Genomic DNA, 16667 nt, shown 5'->3' with positions numbered 1-16667 from the left:
CATGAGCAAGATTGCAATCATCGGTGCCACTGGCCGCGCTGGCAGCCAGTTGCTGGAAGAGGCCCTGCGCCGTGGCCACAGTGTGCTGGCCATCGCCCGCGACCCGTCGCGGTTGCAGGGGCGGGACGGAGTGACGGTCAAGGCGCTGGATGCCAAGGACAGCGCGGCCTTGCAAGCGGCGGTCGCGGGTGCGGATGCGGTGCTGAGTGCGGCGCATTTCTCGACCATCGAGCCACACGCCATTATCGAGCCGGTCAAGCGGGCCGGGGTCAAGCGCCTGCTGGTGGTAGGTGGGGCCGGTAGCCTGTTGCTGCCGTCGGGGCATCGGGTGATCGACAGCCCGGACTTCCCTGAGGCATACAAGGCCGAGGCCACTGCCGGGGTGCGTTTTCTGGAAGCGTTGCAACGGGAGCCGAATCTGGACTGGACCTTCCTGTCGCCGTCGGCGGAGTTCGTTGAAGGTGAGCGCAGCGGGCATTACAAGCTGGGCAAGGATCATCTGTTGATCGGCGAGGATGGCAAGAGCTGGATCACCTTTGCCGATTACGCGATTGCCATGCTCGACGAACTGGAAAAGCCGCAGCACTCGCGGCAGCGGTTCACGGTCGGGTACTGAGTCGCCTGCTTCGCGGGCACGCCCGCTCCCACAGGTAAAGCACAGGTCTTGGAATCTGTGCTGTACCTGTGGGAGCGGGCGTGCCCGCGAAGAGGCCCTCACTGGCTGGCCTGGTGTTCCAGCCAATCCAACAACTCCACCAGTCCCGGCGGCAAGCTCTTGGCCTGGCTCACCAGGTAATACCCCTTGCCGGTCATCACTTTCAGCGCAAACGGCATGCACAACCGCCCCCCGCGCAAGTCATCGCCGATCAGCGACCAGTCGCCGATGGCCACGCCGGTGCCCTGCGAGGCCATGGCCATCGCCATGTCCAGTGTCTCGAAATGCTGCTTCGGCCCTTGAGTGCCCAGCGTCACCCCGGCTGCCTGCAGCCATAAACTCCAGTCATGCTCATCCCGCGACGGGTGCAGCAGCATGTGTAGCGCCAGGTCCTCGACCTGCTGCAACGGTACCGGCCCTTGGCGCAATGACGGTGCGCACACCGGCGTCAGCTGCTCATCGAACAGCTTGCGCACGCGCAGCCCATGGTTCGGCGCATCGCCATACACCACCGCCGCATCGAAACCCTCGCGGCGAAAGTCCACTCCATGTTGCACCGTAGTGGTCAGCTCTACAGGCACATCCGGGCGTAGCGCCTGCCATTCCATCAGGCGTGGCAGCAGCCAGCGCATCACGCAGGTCGGTGCCTTGAGCTGCAAGGTAGTGCTGCGCCCACCCACCTCGCGCACCCCTTGTTCGATCAGCGCGAACACCTGTTGCACCCTTGGCAGCCAGTCCTGGCCTTCACGGGTCAGGCTCAGCCCACGGGCCTGGCGCTGGAACAAGGCATAACCCAGATGCTCTTCGAGGGCCGCGATCTGTCGGCTGACGGCGCCCTGGGTGATATGCAACTGCTGCCCGGCACGGGTGAAATTGCAGTGCTGGGCGGTTACCAGGAAGGTATGCAGGGCGGGCAGGGGCGGGAGGCGTTTCATTGTGCTGAGCCATGAGTGCAGGACATGGCTAGTATGTGTTTTTTTGCATTGTGGCGATAGCCGTGGCTGGGTCCAATAAGGGCATAACCCAACCAAGATTCATGGTGAAACCCGATGGCAACCTGCGGCGAAGTACTGGTAAAACTCCTTGAAGGCTATGGCGTTGACCATGTCTTCGGCATTCCTGGTGTACATACCGTGGAGCTCTACCGCGGCCTGGCGGGCTCGTCCATCCGCCATGTCACCCCGCGCCACGAGCAGGGGGCCGGGTTCATGGCCGACGGCTATGCGCGGACCCGCGGCAAGCCCGGGGTGTGCTTCATCATCACCGGCCCGGGCATGACCAACATCACCACCGCCATGGGCCAGGCCTATGCCGACTCGATCCCGATGCTGGTGATTTCCAGCGTGCAGGCCCGCGATCAGCTGGGCGGTGGCCGCGGCAAGCTGCACGAGTTGCCCAACCAGGCAGCGCTGGTGTCGGGTGTGGCGGCGTTTTCCCACACCCTGATGAGTGCCGATGACCTGCCGCAGGTGCTGGCCCGGGCATTCGCCGTATTCGAAGGCGCCCGACCGCGCCCGGTGCATATCGAGATCCCGCTCGACGTGCTGGTCGAACCGGCCGATCACCTGCTGCCGGGGCGCGTGGTGCGCAGCAGCCGGGCGGGGGCAGCGCCGCAGGCCGTGGCGCAGATGGCCGAGCGCCTGGCCAATGCACGGCGGCCATTGATCCTGGCCGGGGGCGGCGCATTGGCCGCTGGCGCTGCGCTGGCGCGCCTGGCCGAATACCTGCAGGCGCCGGTGGCGCTGACCATCAATGCCAAGGGGCTGCTGCCGGCCAGCCACCCGCTGCAGATTGGCTCGACCCAGTCACTGCCAGCCACGCGGGCGCTGGTGGCCGAGGCCGATGTGGTGCTGGCGATCGGCACCGAACTGGCCGAAACCGACTATGACGTCACCTTCAAAGGTGGTTTCGAGATCCCGGGCAGCCTGTTGCGCATCGACATCGACCCGGACCAGACCGTGCGCAATTACCTGCCGGAGTTGTCGCTGGTGGCCGATGCCGAACTGGCCGCCGAGGCGCTGCTTGGCGCCTTGCAAGCATTGCCGCAACCCGTGCGTGAAAGTACGTGGGGCGCGGCCCGGGTGGCCAAGCTGCGCCAGGCACTGGCGGCGGGTTGGGACCAGCCGACTCTGAGCCAGACACGTTTGCTGAATGCAATTATCGAGCGCCTGCCCAATGCCATTCTGGTGGGCGATTCGACCCAACCGGTGTACACCGGCAACCTGACCCTGGACATGGACCAGCCACGCCGTTGGTTCAATGCCTCGACCGGCTACGGCACCTTGGGTTATGCATTGCCGGCGGCCATGGGCGCCTGGCTGGGCAGCGCGGAGCAGGTCGGTGAGCGTGCGCCTGCGGTGTGCCTGATTGGTGATGGCGGTTTGCAGTTCACCTTGCCGGAGCTGGCCAGCGCGGTGGAAGCGCAGGTGCCGCTGATCGTGCTGCTGTGGAATAACCAGGGGTACGAGGAAATCAAGAAGTACATGGTCAACCGGGCCATCGAGCCAGTCGGGGTGGATATCCATACGCCGGACTTCATCGGTGTGGCGCGGGCCCTGGGCGCGGCGGCGGAGCAGGTGGCAGATGTGGCGCAGCTGCAGGTGGCGTTGGGGCAGGCAGTTGAGCGCAAGGGGCCGACCTTGATCCAGGTTGACCAGAATCAGTGGCAGGGGGCTGTGTTGGGTTGAAGTGAAGCTATTGCCTGTACCGGCCCTTTCGCGGGTGAACCCGCTCCCACAGGTACTGCACAGTTTTCAGTATCTGTGCAAAACCTGTGGGAGCGGGTTTACCCGCGAAAGGGCCGGCACAGGCAAAGCCAAACTCAGCCAGCAGTCGCCCGCAACCTGGCCACATCACGAATCGGCGGCGCGCCATACAGCCGGCTGTATTCACGGCTGAACTGTGACGGGCTTTCATACCCCACCCGGTAGGCCGCCACCGCCGCCTCGAGCCCGTCATTCAGCATCAAGCGCCGCGCCTCCTGCAGGCGCAGTTGCTTCTGATACTGCAACGGGCTCATCGACGTCACGGCCTTGAACCGGTGGTGCAAGGTCGAGGTGCTGAGGTTGACCTCCCGCGCCAGGTCCTCGATGCGCAAAGGCAGTTGGTAGTTCTGGTTGAGCCAGGTAATGGCCTGGCAAACCCGGTGGGTCTGGCTGTTGGCCAAGGCGATTTCGTACAACCGATAGCCCTGCGGCCCGCGCAGCAGACGGTACAGAATCTCCCGGCGGAACAGCGGCGCGAGCATCGCGATGTCGCGAGGGGTGTCCAGCAGGCGTATCAGCCGCAGCAAGGCGTCGAGCAACGCGGCATCGGTTCTTTCCACATACAAGCCACGACCGGAAGGCCGGTTGGGCACCAGCATCGGCCCGCTTTCGGCGATCAGCTGGCTGATTTCGGCCGGGTCCAGGTCCATGCGCAAGCCAAGGCTCGGGTGCTCGGGGCTGGCGTCGAGCTTTACGCCGCTAAGCGGCAATGTTACCGAGACCACCATGTAGTGCAGCGGGTCGTAGGCGTACTGCTCGTCACCGAGGAACAGGCTTTTGCTGCCCTGGGCGAGGATGCACAGCGCGGGTTGCGCCAGGGTGGGTACCGAGCGCACGTTTTCGGTGTAGCGCACCAGGTACAGGTCATCGATGGCCGATGCCGGGCCGTGGGGCTCCCCGGCGTGGCGGCGGATCAGCTCGGCCAGCTCCTGGCGTTGCAGTTCCAGGCTCGGGTCGATGGACGTGGCGGTGGTCATTATGGCTTTCCTCTGCTGACCGACGCAGCATAGGTTTGGGCAATGGCGGGCGCTAGTCAAAAGCTGCACGCCGATTGCCTGATCCTGCCGCGCTGCAGGATCAGGCAATCGGCGAGCAGTAATGGCCTAACGCGTCGCGCGGGTGAGGCCCTAACCTTGGCAGCCTGGCTTTTCCGTCCGCCTGCTTCAAGGAGATTGTGCAATGACCCCGACACAACCGGTCACCCACCTTGCTTTCATCCGTGCCAGCAGCGGGCGCTCGGCGGAGCTGGGCGCGCGCCTGCGTGATCTGCTCGAGCCCTCGTTGCGGGCACCGGGCTGCCTGAGTTTCACGGTGCAGCGTTCGCAGGCTGATGCCGATTTATGGTTGCTCAGTGGCAGCTGGCAAGACCAGCAGGCGATGACTGGCTACTTTGCTTCGCCGACGCTGGAAGTGTTTGGTGAGTTGGTGCAGGAACAGGTGGTCAGCAGCCTGGATCTGCATACCTTTGATTGAGCTATTGCCTGTTCTGGCCTCATCGCCGGCAAGCCAGCTCCCACAGGGTTATCACAGGTCTTGAGGGCGGTGCAGTACCTGTGGGAGCTGGCTTGCCGCCGATAGGGCCGGTACAGGTGAATAGGGTAAGATGCTGCCCTTGATCAACCAGGTAGATAGCAACATGGCACGTAGAGAATTCCCGCATTTCGAAGCGGTTTCGGCGATGGTCCCGGTGGAAGGTGGGGGCTACAACGCGGCCATCGCGGTCAAGGCCCTGGGCATGGGCGGCGCGCCGCGCTTTCACAAGATTCTCGACGGCCAGGTGTTCAAGGGCGCCGTGGCCGCCGATGAAGCGGCCACGGCCGAGCTGCAACGCTTGCAGGGCGTCAGCGAAGAGGGTGAGCTGATCTGGTGATCAGGCCGGCGGGCGGGCCATCTTGAACAGGTTGCCCAGCTCGAAATAGTCTGCCGGGCCACCGCCACGCAGGATCGGCTCGGCAGCAGCGGTATCGTAGATACCGTTCTTCAACAGGTGCTCGGCAATGTGCACCGCCACCACTTCACCCAGGATCAGCCAGCTGGGCACCAGTTCCTGGTCGGCCCGCTTGAGCTGGACAATCTGGCTGACCTTGCACTCGAAGGCCACCGGGGTTTCGCCGACACGCGGCACGTTGACGATGCTCGACGGCTTGGCGGTGAGGCCGCTCAGTTCGAATTCGTTTATCTCGGCGGCAACCGGTGCGCAGCTCTGGTTCATCTGTTCGGCCAACGGGCGGGTTGCCAGGTTCCAGACGAATTCGCCGGTCTGCTCGATGTTGTTCAGGCTGTCTTTGCGCCCGACGCTGCAGAAACCGATGATCGGCGGAATGTAGTTGAAGGCGTTGAAGAAGCTGTAGGGCGCCAGGTTCAGGCGGCCTTCGCGGTCCTGTGAGGAGATCCAGCCGATAGGGCGGGGGCCGACGATGGCGTTGAACGGGTCGTGGGGCAGGCCGTGGCCTTTGGCGGGTTCGTAGTAATACATCTGTGCTGGGCTTGCTGGCCCTACCTCCTGGTGGACAAGGCGCCTAGTGTGCCAAGCCTGTGCCCGCCTGCAAATGATCAAGCCCGGCCGAAGCCGGGCTGGGTGCTCGCATCAGAGATCAGCTGATGCGGTGGGCGTTGGTGCGATCGAAGCCATCTTCGGCGAAACGTTGGCCGCCAGTGCGGTCGAAGCCGTCTTCAGCGAAGCGCTGGCCACCGGTGCGGTCGAAGCCGTCTTCAGCGAAGCGCTGGCCACCAGTGCGGTCGAAGCCGTCTTCGGCGAAGCGCTGGCCACCGGTGCGGTCGAAGCCATCTTCGGCGTAGGCAGCGGATTGGCTCTGGGTCGCTGCGAAGGTGTGGGCGTTGGTGCGGTTGAAGCCATCTTCGGCGAAGGCGCCAGCAGCGAAAACCGAGAGGGCCAGGGTGAGGATCAGTTTGTTTTTCATGGTCGTTGCTCCAGGGGTTCTTGAGGTTGTTTTGTTTCTATGGGTTTAATCCTACGCCGATTAACTTGATTAAAAAGCGCAAATAATAGCGCTTAAAAATCGAATAATTAGATATGTATTGGCGCGCATCTTGGGGCTCTGGCAGCGGTTCTGGCTCAGGATGTGTCTGCCCATGCGCCGACGTTCTGACAGCCATTGCAGCTTGAGGGGGTGGAATTAATGGGGCGTTAAGGATGAAAAATCTGTCATTGAAGGCTGCTCAACGCATTTTTCATACATCACCAACCGATTTTTCAAATGCTGCTCAGCACCATCGCCGCACCTCAAACCGGAGCGGCACAACAATGAACAAACTTCCGCAAATCACCTTGGCCTTCTGGGTCATGAAGATCTGCGCTACCACCCTTGGCGAAACGGCGGGTGATTTGCTGTCGATGACCCTGAACATCGGCTATGCCCTCAGCTCGCTGCTGCTGATCAGCGTGTTCCTGCTGACCTTGCTCGGCCAGCTGTACTCGCGCCGCTACCACCCAATGCTGTACTGGCTGGTGATCCTCTCCACCAGCACCGCCGGCACTACCATGTCCGACTTCATGGACCGCACACTGGGCCTGGGCTACGCCGCGGGTTCGGCCATCCTCATCGGCATCCTGCTGCTGACCTTCCTGGTATGGCGCCTGAGCGGCAACCCGCTGGATGTCACCCGCATCAAGAACCGCACGGGCGAATTGTTCTATTGGGTGGCGATCCTGTTTTCCAACACCCTCGGCACGGCGCTGGGCGATTACCTGGCCGATGACTCGGGGCTCGGTTTTGCCGGTGGCGCACTGTTGATCGGCAGTGCCATCGCCTTGGTAGTGGTGGCCCGCTACTGGACACGTATTCCTGGCGTGGTGTTGTTCTGGGTTGCGTTCGTGCTTACCCGCCCGTTCGGCGCCACCTTGGGCGACTTCCTCACCAAGCCCCACGAGAAGGGTGGCCTGGACTTCGGCACGGTTGGCTCTTCGGCGGTGCTGGGCGGGGTGTTGCTGGTACTGGTGCTGATGGCCACCTGGTACCAGCGCCGTGAGCCGCGTCAGGCGTTGGAGATGTCCTGAGTGTTGATGCGGTAGCGGGTACTGCGGCCCCCGCCAGGCAGGCGAACCAGGCAGGCCTTGTCGAGCAGATCGGACAGGTGGCGGGTCGCAGTGGCCTTTGATACCTTCGCCACCGCCTGGTATTGCGCTGCGTTGATGCCTTCCTCGAATCCTCGGGGGCCGCCATCGAGCAACCTGTTGAGCACCTTTACCTGTTCGGGCAGCAAACCATCTGAGCGATGTGCTTGCCAGAACCTGGCCTTGGCTAGTATCCGGTCGATATTGGCCAGGGCCTGTTCCAGGCTGCGCAGCAGGGTAGCAAGAAACCAGGATAGCCAGCGGGTGATATCCAGGTCGCCTTTCTGGCTGTTCTCCAGCACTTGGTAATATCCGGCCCTGTCTTCGAGGATGCTGGCAGACATGGCATAGAAACGAATGGCCTGTCGCTCACCTTGCGCCAGCGCCAGGTCGGTGATTGCCCGAGTCAGACGGCCATTGCCATCGTCGAACGGATGCAGGGTGACGAACCAGAAGTGGGCGATTCCGGCACGTAGCAGTGGGTCCAGGCTGGTGGAATCGCGACTGTTGGCAAACCAGTCGAGAAACTCGTTGAGTTGGGCTTCCAGGCCATCGCGCGGTGGTGCTTCGAAATGCACGGTAGGCTTGTCGAGCCGGCCGGAGATCACCTGCATGGGCATTTCATCACGCAACTGGCCGACCAGTATCGCTTTGCTCAAGGCGCCTTGTGCCAGTGGGAACAGCCACTGGTGCCAGGTGTACAGGCGCTGCAGGGTCAGCGGTCGGTCATACCCTTGCGTTGCATCCAGCATCAGCTCCGCCAGCCCTTCACTGCGGGCATTGGTAGGTCCTTGCTCCTCGATGCCCAGCCGGCGAGCTAGGGAAGAGCGGACAGAACCCACGTTCAACTGCTCACCTTCGATTGCCGAAGAGGTGACGATGTTTTGCAGCAGCGTATCGAGGATGTTCTGGCACTCGCTGAGTGCATCGACGCTGCCGATCTTGCCCAGCAGGCGTCCTTGCATGTCGATGCAATTGCGTAGCGTTGGCGCGATGGCTTCGTTTTGCCAGGTGAAGCGTGGCCAGGCAGGTTGCTGCCAGATCCATAAGGGGCTATTCATGATCCGTCCCATGAGCCGAATGAGCCGGCTATTCGGCTCATCTTGTGAGCCGAATAATAGCGCTATTCGGCTCATTCTGTGAGCCGAATAAGGCCGTCAATCGGCTCACAGGCTGCCGCGTATCACAAAAAAGGGGCGCCCCATGCACTGGAGCGCCCCTTTTCAGTACTGCCAGGCCAGCATCACTCAGTGGTAATCCGCGAGTGCTGCTTGGTGTCCTTCATGGTCGCGTAAACCAGCAGCGAGCAGGCGATGCAGGCGGTGACGTACCAGTAGAAGCCACTCTCCATGCCGGCGCTCTTGAACCACAGGGCCACGTACTCGGCGGTGCCGCCGAAGATCGACACCGTCAGGGCGTACGGCAGGCCCACGCCCAGGGCGCGGATTTCGGTGGGGAACAGCTCGGCTTTGACCACGGCGTTGATCGAGGTGTAGCCGCTGACGATGATCAGCGCCGCCATGATCAGGAAGAACGCGCCCCACCAGGTCTGGATGGTGTGCAGGGTGCTGAGGATCGGTACGGTGAACAGGGTGCCGAGTACACCGAAGGCGATCAGGATCGGGCGTCGACCGATCTTGTCGGACAGGCCGCCGATCACCGGCTGCAGGCACATGAACAGGAACAGCGTGGCGGCCGAGATGGTGGTCGAGTCGCTGATGCTCATGCCCACGGTATTGACCAGGTACTTCTGCATGTAGGTGGTGTAGGTGTAGAAGGCCAGGGTGCCGCCCATGGTCAGGCCGACCACGGTCATCAGCTCCTTGGGGTGGCGCAGCAGGGTGCGCATCAGGCTTTCCTTGGCCTTTTCCTTCTTGGTGAAGGAGGCGGTTTCTTCCATGCCGCGACGCAGGTACAGGGCCACCACGGCGCACAGCGCACCGATCACGAAAGGTACGCGCCAGCCCCAGGCATACAGCTGCTCGGTGGTCAGGGTCTGTTGCAGGACGATCAGTACCGCCAGGGCGATGAGCTGGCCGGAGATCAGGGTCACGTACTGGAAGCTGGAGAAGAAGCCACGGCGGTCCTTGCTGGCCATTTCGCTGAGGTAGGTGGCCGAGGTGCCGTATTCACCACCCACCGACAAGCCCTGCAGCAGGCGTGCGATGACCAGCAGGATTGGCGCGGCGACGCCGATGGTTTCGTAGCCCGGGGTCAGGGCGATGACCAGCGAGCCGGCGCACATCAGCAGCACCGAGGCCATCAATGCGGCCTTGCGGCCTTTGCGGTCGGCGTACAGGCCCATCAGCCAGCCACCGATCGGGCGCATGAGGAAGCCCACGGCGAAGATCGCGGCGGTATTGAGCAATTGTGCGGTGGAATCGCCGGCTGGGAAGAAGGCCTTGGCGAAGTACAGCGAGAATGCGGCGTAGACGTACCAGTCGTACCATTCGACCATGTTGCCGATGGACCCGCTGAAGATCGACTTCAAGCGGCTGGCGGTGGTTTTTTCTGTGGCAGGCGCGGTGGCCGCCCCGGCTGGCAGGGAGGTGGCATTATCCATCAGGGATACCTTCTCGTTGTTTTTGTGGAGCGCGCCGTGGCGCAGCTTGCCAAGGCAATTGCAGAAGGTGTGCCAAATGGGTGCGTTGGGCTTCAAGTTGGGGCGCTGCGCGCCCCTTCGCGGGCACGCCCGCTCCCACAGACCGCGTGATGTCTGACTCTTCGCGTTTCCCTGTGGGAGCGGGCGTGCCCGCGAAGGGCTGCAACGCAGCCCCAAAAGAATCCAGCTAATGAGCGGTTATTTGCTTAGTGACCGAGCGCGATAGGCGGATTTCCGCTCATTCCCGCCCAATGAAGTCCTCGCGCACCAACCCATGCCGCTGCATCTTCTCGTTCAGCGTGCGCCGCGGCAGCTGCAACGTTTCCATCACAGCATTGATCGCGCCCCCGTGCTGGCGCAGCGCCGCGCGCAGGCATTGCGCCTCGAACGCTTCCATCTGCTCGCTCAGCGACTGCCCGGCAGGCGCAACCTCGATGTTCGGTGAGCCCAGCCCCAACGCATGGCGTTCCGCGGCATTGGCCAGTTCACGCACGTTGCCCGGCCAGTCGTGCGACAGCAGCTGCGCCAGTTGCGCGCCCGACAGTGGTGGGGCTGCGCGGCCAAGCTTTTCGCCGGCGGCACGGGCAAAGTGCTCGAACAGCAGTGGAATGTCCTCACGCCGTTCACGCAATGGCGCCAGGCGCAGCTCGGCCACGTTCAGGCGATAGGCAAGGTCTTCGCGGAAGCGCCCGGCGCGGGCTTCTTCGAGCAGGTCGGGCTTGGTCGCGGCAATGATGCGCAGGTCGACGCTGATGCTCTGGTTGGCCCCCAGGCGCTCCAGCTTCTGTTCCTGAATCACCCGCAGCAGCTTGGCCTGTTGGGCCAGTGGCATGCTTTCGATTTCGTCGAGGAACACCGTGCCGCCGTTGGCGTACTCCAGCTTGCCGATGCGCTTGCCTTGGGCACCGGTAAAAGCGCCGCTTTCATGGCCGAACAGCTCGGCCTCGAACAGCGACTCGGGGATGGCTGCACAGTTGAGGGCGACGAACGGCTTGCCGGCGCGCGGGCCAAAATCGTGCAGGCAGCGGGCCACGCGCTCCTTGCCACTGCCGGTTTCGCCGCGGATCAGCACATTGACCGGCAGGCTGGCCAGGTCCAGCACTTGCCGGCGCAGCTGTTGCAGGCCTTGGGACATGCCAAGCAGCGTGCCTTCCAGGCGTGACTTGAGGTCGGCCTGCTCGTGCAGCCTGCGGTTTTCCAGGACCAGCTGGCGCTTTTCCAGGGCCCGACGCAGGCTGCCCAGCAGGTGCTGCGGGGTAAAGGGTTTTTCCAGGAAGTCGTAGGCCCCGCTGCGCATGGCTTCCACTGCCATGGGCACATCGCCGTGGCCGGTCAGCAGGATCACCGGCAAGTCGGGGTCGTCCGCCTGCAGGCGTTCGAGCAACTGCAGGCCATCCATGCCCGGCATGCGTACATCGCTGATGATTACTCCGGGAAAGTGCTGTGGCAGGTGTGCCAGGCATTCTTCGGCGCGGGCGAACAGTTGCACGCTGAAGCCGGACAGGCTCAGCCATTGCTCGACCGCAGTGCGGATACTGGCTTCATCATCGACGACGATCACTGAATTCAACATACAGGCTCCAGGTCACGGGGCAGGGTAAGGCTCAGGCGCGCGCCGCCAGGCAGGTTTTCGGCCTGCAGCTGGCCACCGGCCTCGTGGACGATGCCGTAGGAAATGGCCAGGCCCAGCCCCAGGCCTTCGCCCACCGGCTTGGTGGTGAAGAACGGGTCGAAGACCTTGGCCAGGTCGGCCTCGGCAATGCCGCCACCCGAATCCAGCACGCTCAGGCGCCACAGCTCGCCGTCGGGCTCGATGCGGATCTCCAGGCGTTTGTAGCGCTTGTCGGCCATGGCGTCGAGGGCATTGCGCAGCAGGTTGATCAGCACCTGCTCCAGGCGAATGGCATCGCCGCGCACCCAGGCCGGGCGCGCCAGGTACAGGGCTACTTCCACTTCTTCGCTGCGAATGCGCGCTTCCAGCAGGTGCAGGGCCTGGTCGACCACCGTGGCCAGGTCCAGGCGCTCGCGCAGGCCGACCGGGCTGTTGCGGGCGAAGGTTTTCAGGTGGCTGGTGAGCGCGGCCATGCGTGTGAGCATCTGCTCCAGCGGCTCCAGTGCCTGGCGTGCTTCGTCATGTCGGCCATGGTCGAGCAGCAGGCGCAGGGTTTCCAGCTGCATGCGCTGGGTGGTCAGCGGCTGGTTGATTTCATGGGCCATGGCTGCCGACATCTGCCCCAGCGCCGCCAGCTTGGCCGATTGCACCAGCCCCTCCTGGGCGGTGCGCAGCTCACGGGTGCGCTCTTCGACCTGGCGCTTGAGCTCCTCCCGGCTGCGCTGGCGCAGGCGGGCCAGGCGCAGGCGCTGGCTGACGAACAGCGCAGCGAACACCAGGCTCAGCCAAACGGCGGCGGCGCCGAGGGCGGCATTGCGACCGTCGGCGGCTACCTGCGGCTTGCGCAGCAGGTGCAAGGTCCAGTTTTCACCCTCCAGTGGCAGGCTTTCCCACAGGTATTCGGCGCTGCCCTCCGGGCCTTGCACGCGGCTGAGGGTGCTGTTGGCGGCAAAGCGGGTCAGCACCTGGTGCTGCAGCGGCACCAGCGGTTGCTTGTCGTACTGACGGGTTTCGGCCAGTTCGGCACGGTCGGCACCACTGAGCGGCTGCAGTTCGCGGTAGCGCCAGCCGTCCTGGTTGGCGATGAAGGTGATGCCGCGGGCATCGCTGACCAGCAGGATGTCGCTGCCCTGGCGCCACTCGCGTTCCAGCTCGGGGAACTCCAGCTTCACCACCATGGCGCCGAGGAAGCGGCCATGCTCGTCGTTCACCGCGCTGGCGAGGAAGTAGCCCGGCACGCCACTGGTCACGCCCACGGCGTAGAAGCGGCCACTGCCCTGGCTGCGAGTCTGCTTGAAATAGGGGCGGAAACCGTAGTTGGAGCCCACGTAGCTGCTGGGCAACCGCCAGTTGCTGGCGGCGATGGCCAGGCCGGTGCGGTCGAGCAGTTCGAGGGTGGAGGAGTTGGCGGCGCCATTGATGCGTTCGAGCTTGCGGTTCAGGGCGTCCTGCACCGCTTCGCTGACCGGGCCGCGCAGGGCTACGATCAGCTCCGGGTCCAGCGCCAGCACGGCGGGCAGGGCGCGGTAGCGGTCGATCAGCGTGTGCAAGGCATTGGCATACAAGCCCAACTGCTGGCTGGCACGCTGGGCGTCGGCTTCCATGGCCTGGCGCTTGGCCTGATGCATGGCCCAGCCGGCGCTGAAGGCGGTGCCCAGCACGATCAGCAGGGTGATCAGCCCCAGACGCAGGGCGCGAACGGAAAAGGACATGGGGCGGATCCGGATGAATGGGATATCAGGGCCGGCCTCTTCGCGGGCTTGCCCGCTCCCACAGGAGATTCACAGCCCGATGGACTTGTGCAGTACCTGTGGGAGCGGGCAAGCCCGCGAAGGGGCCGGTACAGGCAAAACCTGTCAGTTACAGCATTTCAAAGCTCTGCTGCTGCACCGCCTGGGAATCCAGCCCGACCTGGACATTGAATTCCCCTGGCTCGGCAACCCGCTGCAGTTGGCCATTGTAGAACTTCAGGTCTTCTTCGCTGATGCGGAAGCTCAACGTGCGCGATTCGCCAGGCTTGAGCATCAGCTTCTGGAAGTTCTTCAGCTCCTTCACCGGGCGGCTCATCGATGCCGATACATCCTGCAGGTACAGCTGCACCACGGTCTCGCCTGCCACCTTGCCGGTGTTCTTCACCGTCACCTTGGCTTCCAGCGTGTCGCCACGCTTGAGGTCCTTGTTCGACAGCTTCAACCCCGACAGCTCGAAGCTGCTGTAGCTCAGGCCATAGCCGAACGGGTACAGCGGGCCATTGGGCTCCTCGAAGTACTGCGAGGTGTAGTTGCCCGGCTTGCCCGGCGTGAAGGGCCGGCCAATACGGGTGTGGTTGTAGTACATCGGGATCTGCCCGACCGAACGCGGGAAGGTGATGGCCAGCTTGCCAGACGGGTTGTAATCGCCGAACAGCACGTCGGCGATCGCGTTGCCGCCTTCGGTACCGGCGAACCAGGTTTCCAGAATGGCGTCGGCCTGCTCGCGTTCCCAGGCAATCGACAGTGGGCGGCCGTTCATCAGCACCAGCACCAGTGGCTTGCCGGTGGCCTTCAGGGCCTTGATCAGCTCCCGCTGGCTGGCCGGGATTTCCAGGGTGGTACGGCTCGACGACTCGTGGGACATGCCGCGGGATTCACCCACCACTGCCACCACCACATCGGACTGCTTCGCCGCCTTCACCGCCTCGTCGATCAGCACCGCGGGCGGGCGCGGGTCGTCGACGATTTCCGGGGCATCGAAGTTGAGGAAATTCAGGTAATCGAACATCGCCTTGTCGCCGGTGACGTTGGAACCTTTGGCGTAGACCAGCTTGGCCTTGCCCTCCACGGCGCGGCGCAGGCCTTCGCGCACGGTCACCGAGTGCACTGGTTTGCCGTCGGCAGCCCAGCTGCCCATCATGTCGATCGGGGCATCGGCCAGCGGGCCGACCAGGGCGATGGTGCCGGCCTTTTTCAGCGGCAGGGTCTGGTTGCGGTTTTCCAGCAGCACCAGGCTGCGGCGCGCCACGTCACGCGCGGCATCGCGGTGCAGGCGGTCGTTGCCGTAGTAGTCCTTCAGGTCGGTTTCGGCCTTGCCGATGCGCACGTACGGGTCCTTGAACAGGCCCATGTCGTACTTGGCACCCAGCACTTCGCGCACCGCCTGGTCCAGCTCGCCCTGGGTCACTTCGCCAGACTTCAGCAGGCCTGGCAGCTCTTCGCCGTACAGGGTGTCGTTCATGCTCATGTCGATGCCGGCCTTGATCGCCAGCTTGGCGGCTTCGCGGCCGTCGCGGGCGACGCCATGGCGGATCAGCTCCTGGATGGCGCCGTGGTCGCTGATGGTCACGCCCTTGAAGCCCCACTCCTTGCGCAGCAGGTCGTTCATCAGCCAGGTGTTGGAGGTGGCCGGCACGCCGTTGATCGAGTTCAGCGCCACCATCACCCCGCCGGCACCAGCGTCAAGCGCGGCGCGGTAGGGCGGCAGGTAGTCGTTGTACATTTTCGGCAGGCTCATATCGACCGTGTTGTAGTCGCGCCCGCCTTCCACCGCGCCATACAGGGCGAAGTGCTTGACGATGGCCATGATGCTGTCGGGGTTGGCCGGGCTGCTGCCCTGGAACGAGCGGACCATCACCTGGCCGATCTTCGAGGTCAGGTAGGTGTCTTCGCCAAAGCCTTCACTGGTGCGGCCCCAGCGCGGATCGCGGGCGATGTCGACCATCGGTGCGAAGGTCATGTCCAGGGCATCGGCCGCGGCCTCGATGGCGGCGGTGCGGCCGACCTTGGCGACGGCGTCCATGTCCCAGGTCGCGGCCATGCCCAGGCCGATCGGGAAAATGGTGCGCTCGCCGTGGACGGTATCGTAGGCGAAGAACATCGGGATCTTCAGGCGGCTGCGCATGGCCGCGTCCTGCATCGGCCGGTTCTCGGGCGCGGTACGCGAGTTGAAGGTACCACCGATGCGGCCGGCGGCGATCTCCTCGCGAATCTTGTCGCGGGGCATTTCCGGGCCGATGCTGATCAGGCGCAGCTGGCCGATCTTTTCGGCTTCGGTCATCTGGCTGATCAGATGGTCGATGAACGCCTGCTTGTCCTGCAGGGGCGGGGCGGAGGGGGCGGCGAGGGCCGCCTGACTGGCAAGGCCCATGGCCAGGCCCAGCAAAGACAGTTTCATCATCAATTCCGTTGTGGGGCCTCTGCCGTATCCACGGTGATACGCGCGCGGCCGAAGTTTTCAGGCGGCTATTGTTGTACGATTTGCAGGCATTTCTTCCAGCGGCGGATTATGCCTGAATATGTCGCCTGCGGACGAAGCCCCGAATGCCGGGACAACAACTATAAGAACGCTCAAGAGACCGACGGCATGACCCCCCTCGACGAATACCATCAGCGCCAGATCGCCGAAGCCATTGCCCGTGCCGAACGGCGCACCGATGCCGAACTGGTGACGGTGCTGGCCCGCCGGGCCGATGACTACGCCTACTGGCCGTTGTTCTGGGCCGCCGTGCTGGCGCTGGCCGTGCCGGCCCTGTTGCACTGGCTGCTGGGTTGGCCCGGAGTGCGTGGCTTGCTGGTTGCCAATGTGCTGCTGTTCGTCGGCTTGTGCCTGCTGCTGCGCAGCCCACGCCTGGCCGGCTGGCTGATCCCCCGGGCCCTGCGCCGCTGGCGCGCCTCGCGCCTGGCCCGCCAGCAGTTTCGCGAACAGAACCTGCAGCGCACTGCTGGTGCCACGGGCGTACTGATCTTCGTCAGCGAGGCAGAGCGGCATGTGGAGATCCTGGTCGACCGCGGTATCGAGCACCACCTGGATGCCACCGCCCGCGCGGCCATCGTCGCCCGCTTTGCCGAACAGGTACGCCAGGGCCGCACCTTGCAGGGGTTTGTGGAGTGCATCGAGGCGTGCGGCGAACTGCTCAGCGAGCATGTGCCGCCTACCCATGCACGTAACGAGTTGCCCAACCGGTTGGTGATTCTCGATTGAGC

General features: G+C 63.9%; 15 protein-coding genes. 6 read left to right on the top strand and 9 right to left on the bottom strand.

Translation table 11 applies throughout. The features are described 5' to 3' along the window. Position 1: 1 nt before the first annotated feature. Positions 2-616 (top strand): NAD(P)-dependent oxidoreductase, encoded by a 615-nt coding sequence (locus tag RYH74_RS14945; protein WP_317409655.1) that lies wholly within the window; start codon positions 2-4, stop codon positions 614-616. A gap of 98 nt (positions 617-714) precedes the next feature. Here the strand turns inward: RYH74_RS14945 and RYH74_RS14940 are convergent, their stop codons facing one another. Beyond that, a complete protein-coding gene (locus RYH74_RS14940) occupies positions 715-1590 on the bottom strand; it encodes a LysR substrate-binding domain-containing protein (protein ID WP_286100507.1) in 876 nt (291 codons plus the stop codon). 114 nt (positions 1591-1704) lie between these two features. Between RYH74_RS14940 and RYH74_RS14935 the strand changes: the two genes are divergently transcribed. After that, positions 1705-3342 carry a 5-guanidino-2-oxopentanoate decarboxylase gene (locus RYH74_RS14935; protein ID WP_286100506.1) on the top strand — a complete coding sequence of 546 codons (1638 nt, stop codon included), beginning with the start codon at positions 1705-1707 and terminating at the stop codon, positions 3340-3342. A gap of 134 nt (positions 3343-3476) precedes the next feature. On the opposite strand, the gene RYH74_RS14930 is transcribed toward RYH74_RS14935, so the two are convergent. Beyond that, positions 3477-4397 carry an AraC family transcriptional regulator gene (locus RYH74_RS14930; RefSeq protein ID WP_025340474.1) on the bottom strand — a complete coding sequence of 307 codons (921 nt, stop codon included), beginning with the start codon at positions 4395-4397 and terminating at the stop codon, positions 3477-3479. 202 nt (positions 4398-4599) lie between these two features. On the opposite strand from RYH74_RS14930, the gene RYH74_RS14925 reads away from it, so the two are divergent. Next, a complete protein-coding gene (locus tag RYH74_RS14925; RefSeq protein WP_075046210.1) occupies positions 4600-4893 on the top strand; it encodes a putative quinol monooxygenase in 294 nt (97 codons plus the stop codon). A gap of 130 nt (positions 4894-5023) precedes the next feature. Then, positions 5024-5290, top strand: coding sequence for a hypothetical protein (locus tag RYH74_RS14920; RefSeq protein ID WP_015271637.1), 267 nt, complete (start codon positions 5024-5026; stop codon positions 5288-5290). Here the strand turns inward: RYH74_RS14920 and RYH74_RS14915 are convergent, their stop codons facing one another. Both RYH74_RS14915 and RYH74_RS14910 read right to left on the bottom strand, forming a co-directional pair. Then, complete coding sequence (locus RYH74_RS14915; protein WP_085614260.1) at positions 5291-5896, bottom strand: flavin reductase family protein; 606 nt, start codon at positions 5894-5896, stop codon at positions 5291-5293. Between the two features lie 118 nt (positions 5897-6014). After that, positions 6015-6341, bottom strand: a complete 327-nt coding sequence (locus RYH74_RS14910; protein WP_075046208.1) for a hypothetical protein — start codon at positions 6339-6341, stop codon at positions 6015-6017. A gap of 344 nt (positions 6342-6685) precedes the next feature. Here RYH74_RS14910 and RYH74_RS14905 point away from each other — a divergent pair, with 344 nt between their 5' ends. Next, positions 6686-7438 carry a membrane protein gene (locus RYH74_RS14905; protein ID WP_025340470.1) on the top strand — a complete coding sequence of 251 codons (753 nt, stop codon included), beginning with the start codon at positions 6686-6688 and terminating at the stop codon, positions 7436-7438. On the opposite strand, the gene RYH74_RS14900 is transcribed toward RYH74_RS14905, so the two are convergent. From RYH74_RS14900 to bglX, 5 genes are all read right to left on the bottom strand, one after another. Continuing rightward, complete coding sequence (locus RYH74_RS14900; RefSeq protein WP_075046207.1) at positions 7417-8556, bottom strand: Fic family protein; 1140 nt, start codon at positions 8554-8556, stop codon at positions 7417-7419. The two genes, RYH74_RS14905 and RYH74_RS14900, sit on opposite strands and share 22 nt — an antisense overlap. Before the next feature lie 182 nt (positions 8557-8738). After that, positions 8739-10058: an MFS transporter gene (locus RYH74_RS14895; protein ID WP_075046206.1), complete on the bottom strand. Its 1320-nt coding sequence runs from the start codon at positions 10056-10058 to the stop codon at positions 8739-8741. Positions 10059-10335: 277 nt separating this feature from the next. Then, positions 10336-11670 (bottom strand): sigma-54-dependent transcriptional regulator, encoded by a 1335-nt coding sequence (locus tag RYH74_RS14890; protein WP_286100503.1) that lies wholly within the window; start codon positions 11668-11670, stop codon positions 10336-10338. Further along, on the bottom strand, positions 11664-13421 hold the full coding sequence (locus tag RYH74_RS14885; RefSeq protein ID WP_317409654.1) for an ATP-binding protein: 1758 nt from the start codon (positions 13419-13421) through the stop codon (positions 11664-11666). The genes RYH74_RS14890 and RYH74_RS14885 overlap by 7 nt, the downstream gene beginning before the upstream one ends. A gap of 148 nt (positions 13422-13569) precedes the next feature. Beyond that, entirely contained in the window at positions 13570-15861 is a 2292-nt protein-coding gene (bglX, locus tag RYH74_RS14880; protein ID WP_317409653.1) for a beta-glucosidase BglX, read from the bottom strand. Between the two features lie 186 nt (positions 15862-16047). Between bglX and RYH74_RS14875 the strand changes: the two genes are divergently transcribed. Next, a complete protein-coding gene (locus RYH74_RS14875) occupies positions 16048-16665 on the top strand; it encodes a TPM domain-containing protein (protein ID WP_075046203.1) in 618 nt (205 codons plus the stop codon). Positions 16666-16667: the final 2 nt, after the last annotated feature.

Origin of the sequence: Pseudomonas sp. LSJ-87, assembly GCF_032971465.1 — a bacterium.
Taxonomy (GTDB): Bacteria; Pseudomonadota; Gammaproteobacteria; order Pseudomonadales; family Pseudomonadaceae; genus Aquipseudomonas; species Aquipseudomonas putida_Z.
This window is presented reverse-complemented; position numbering and strand designations above follow the sequence as displayed.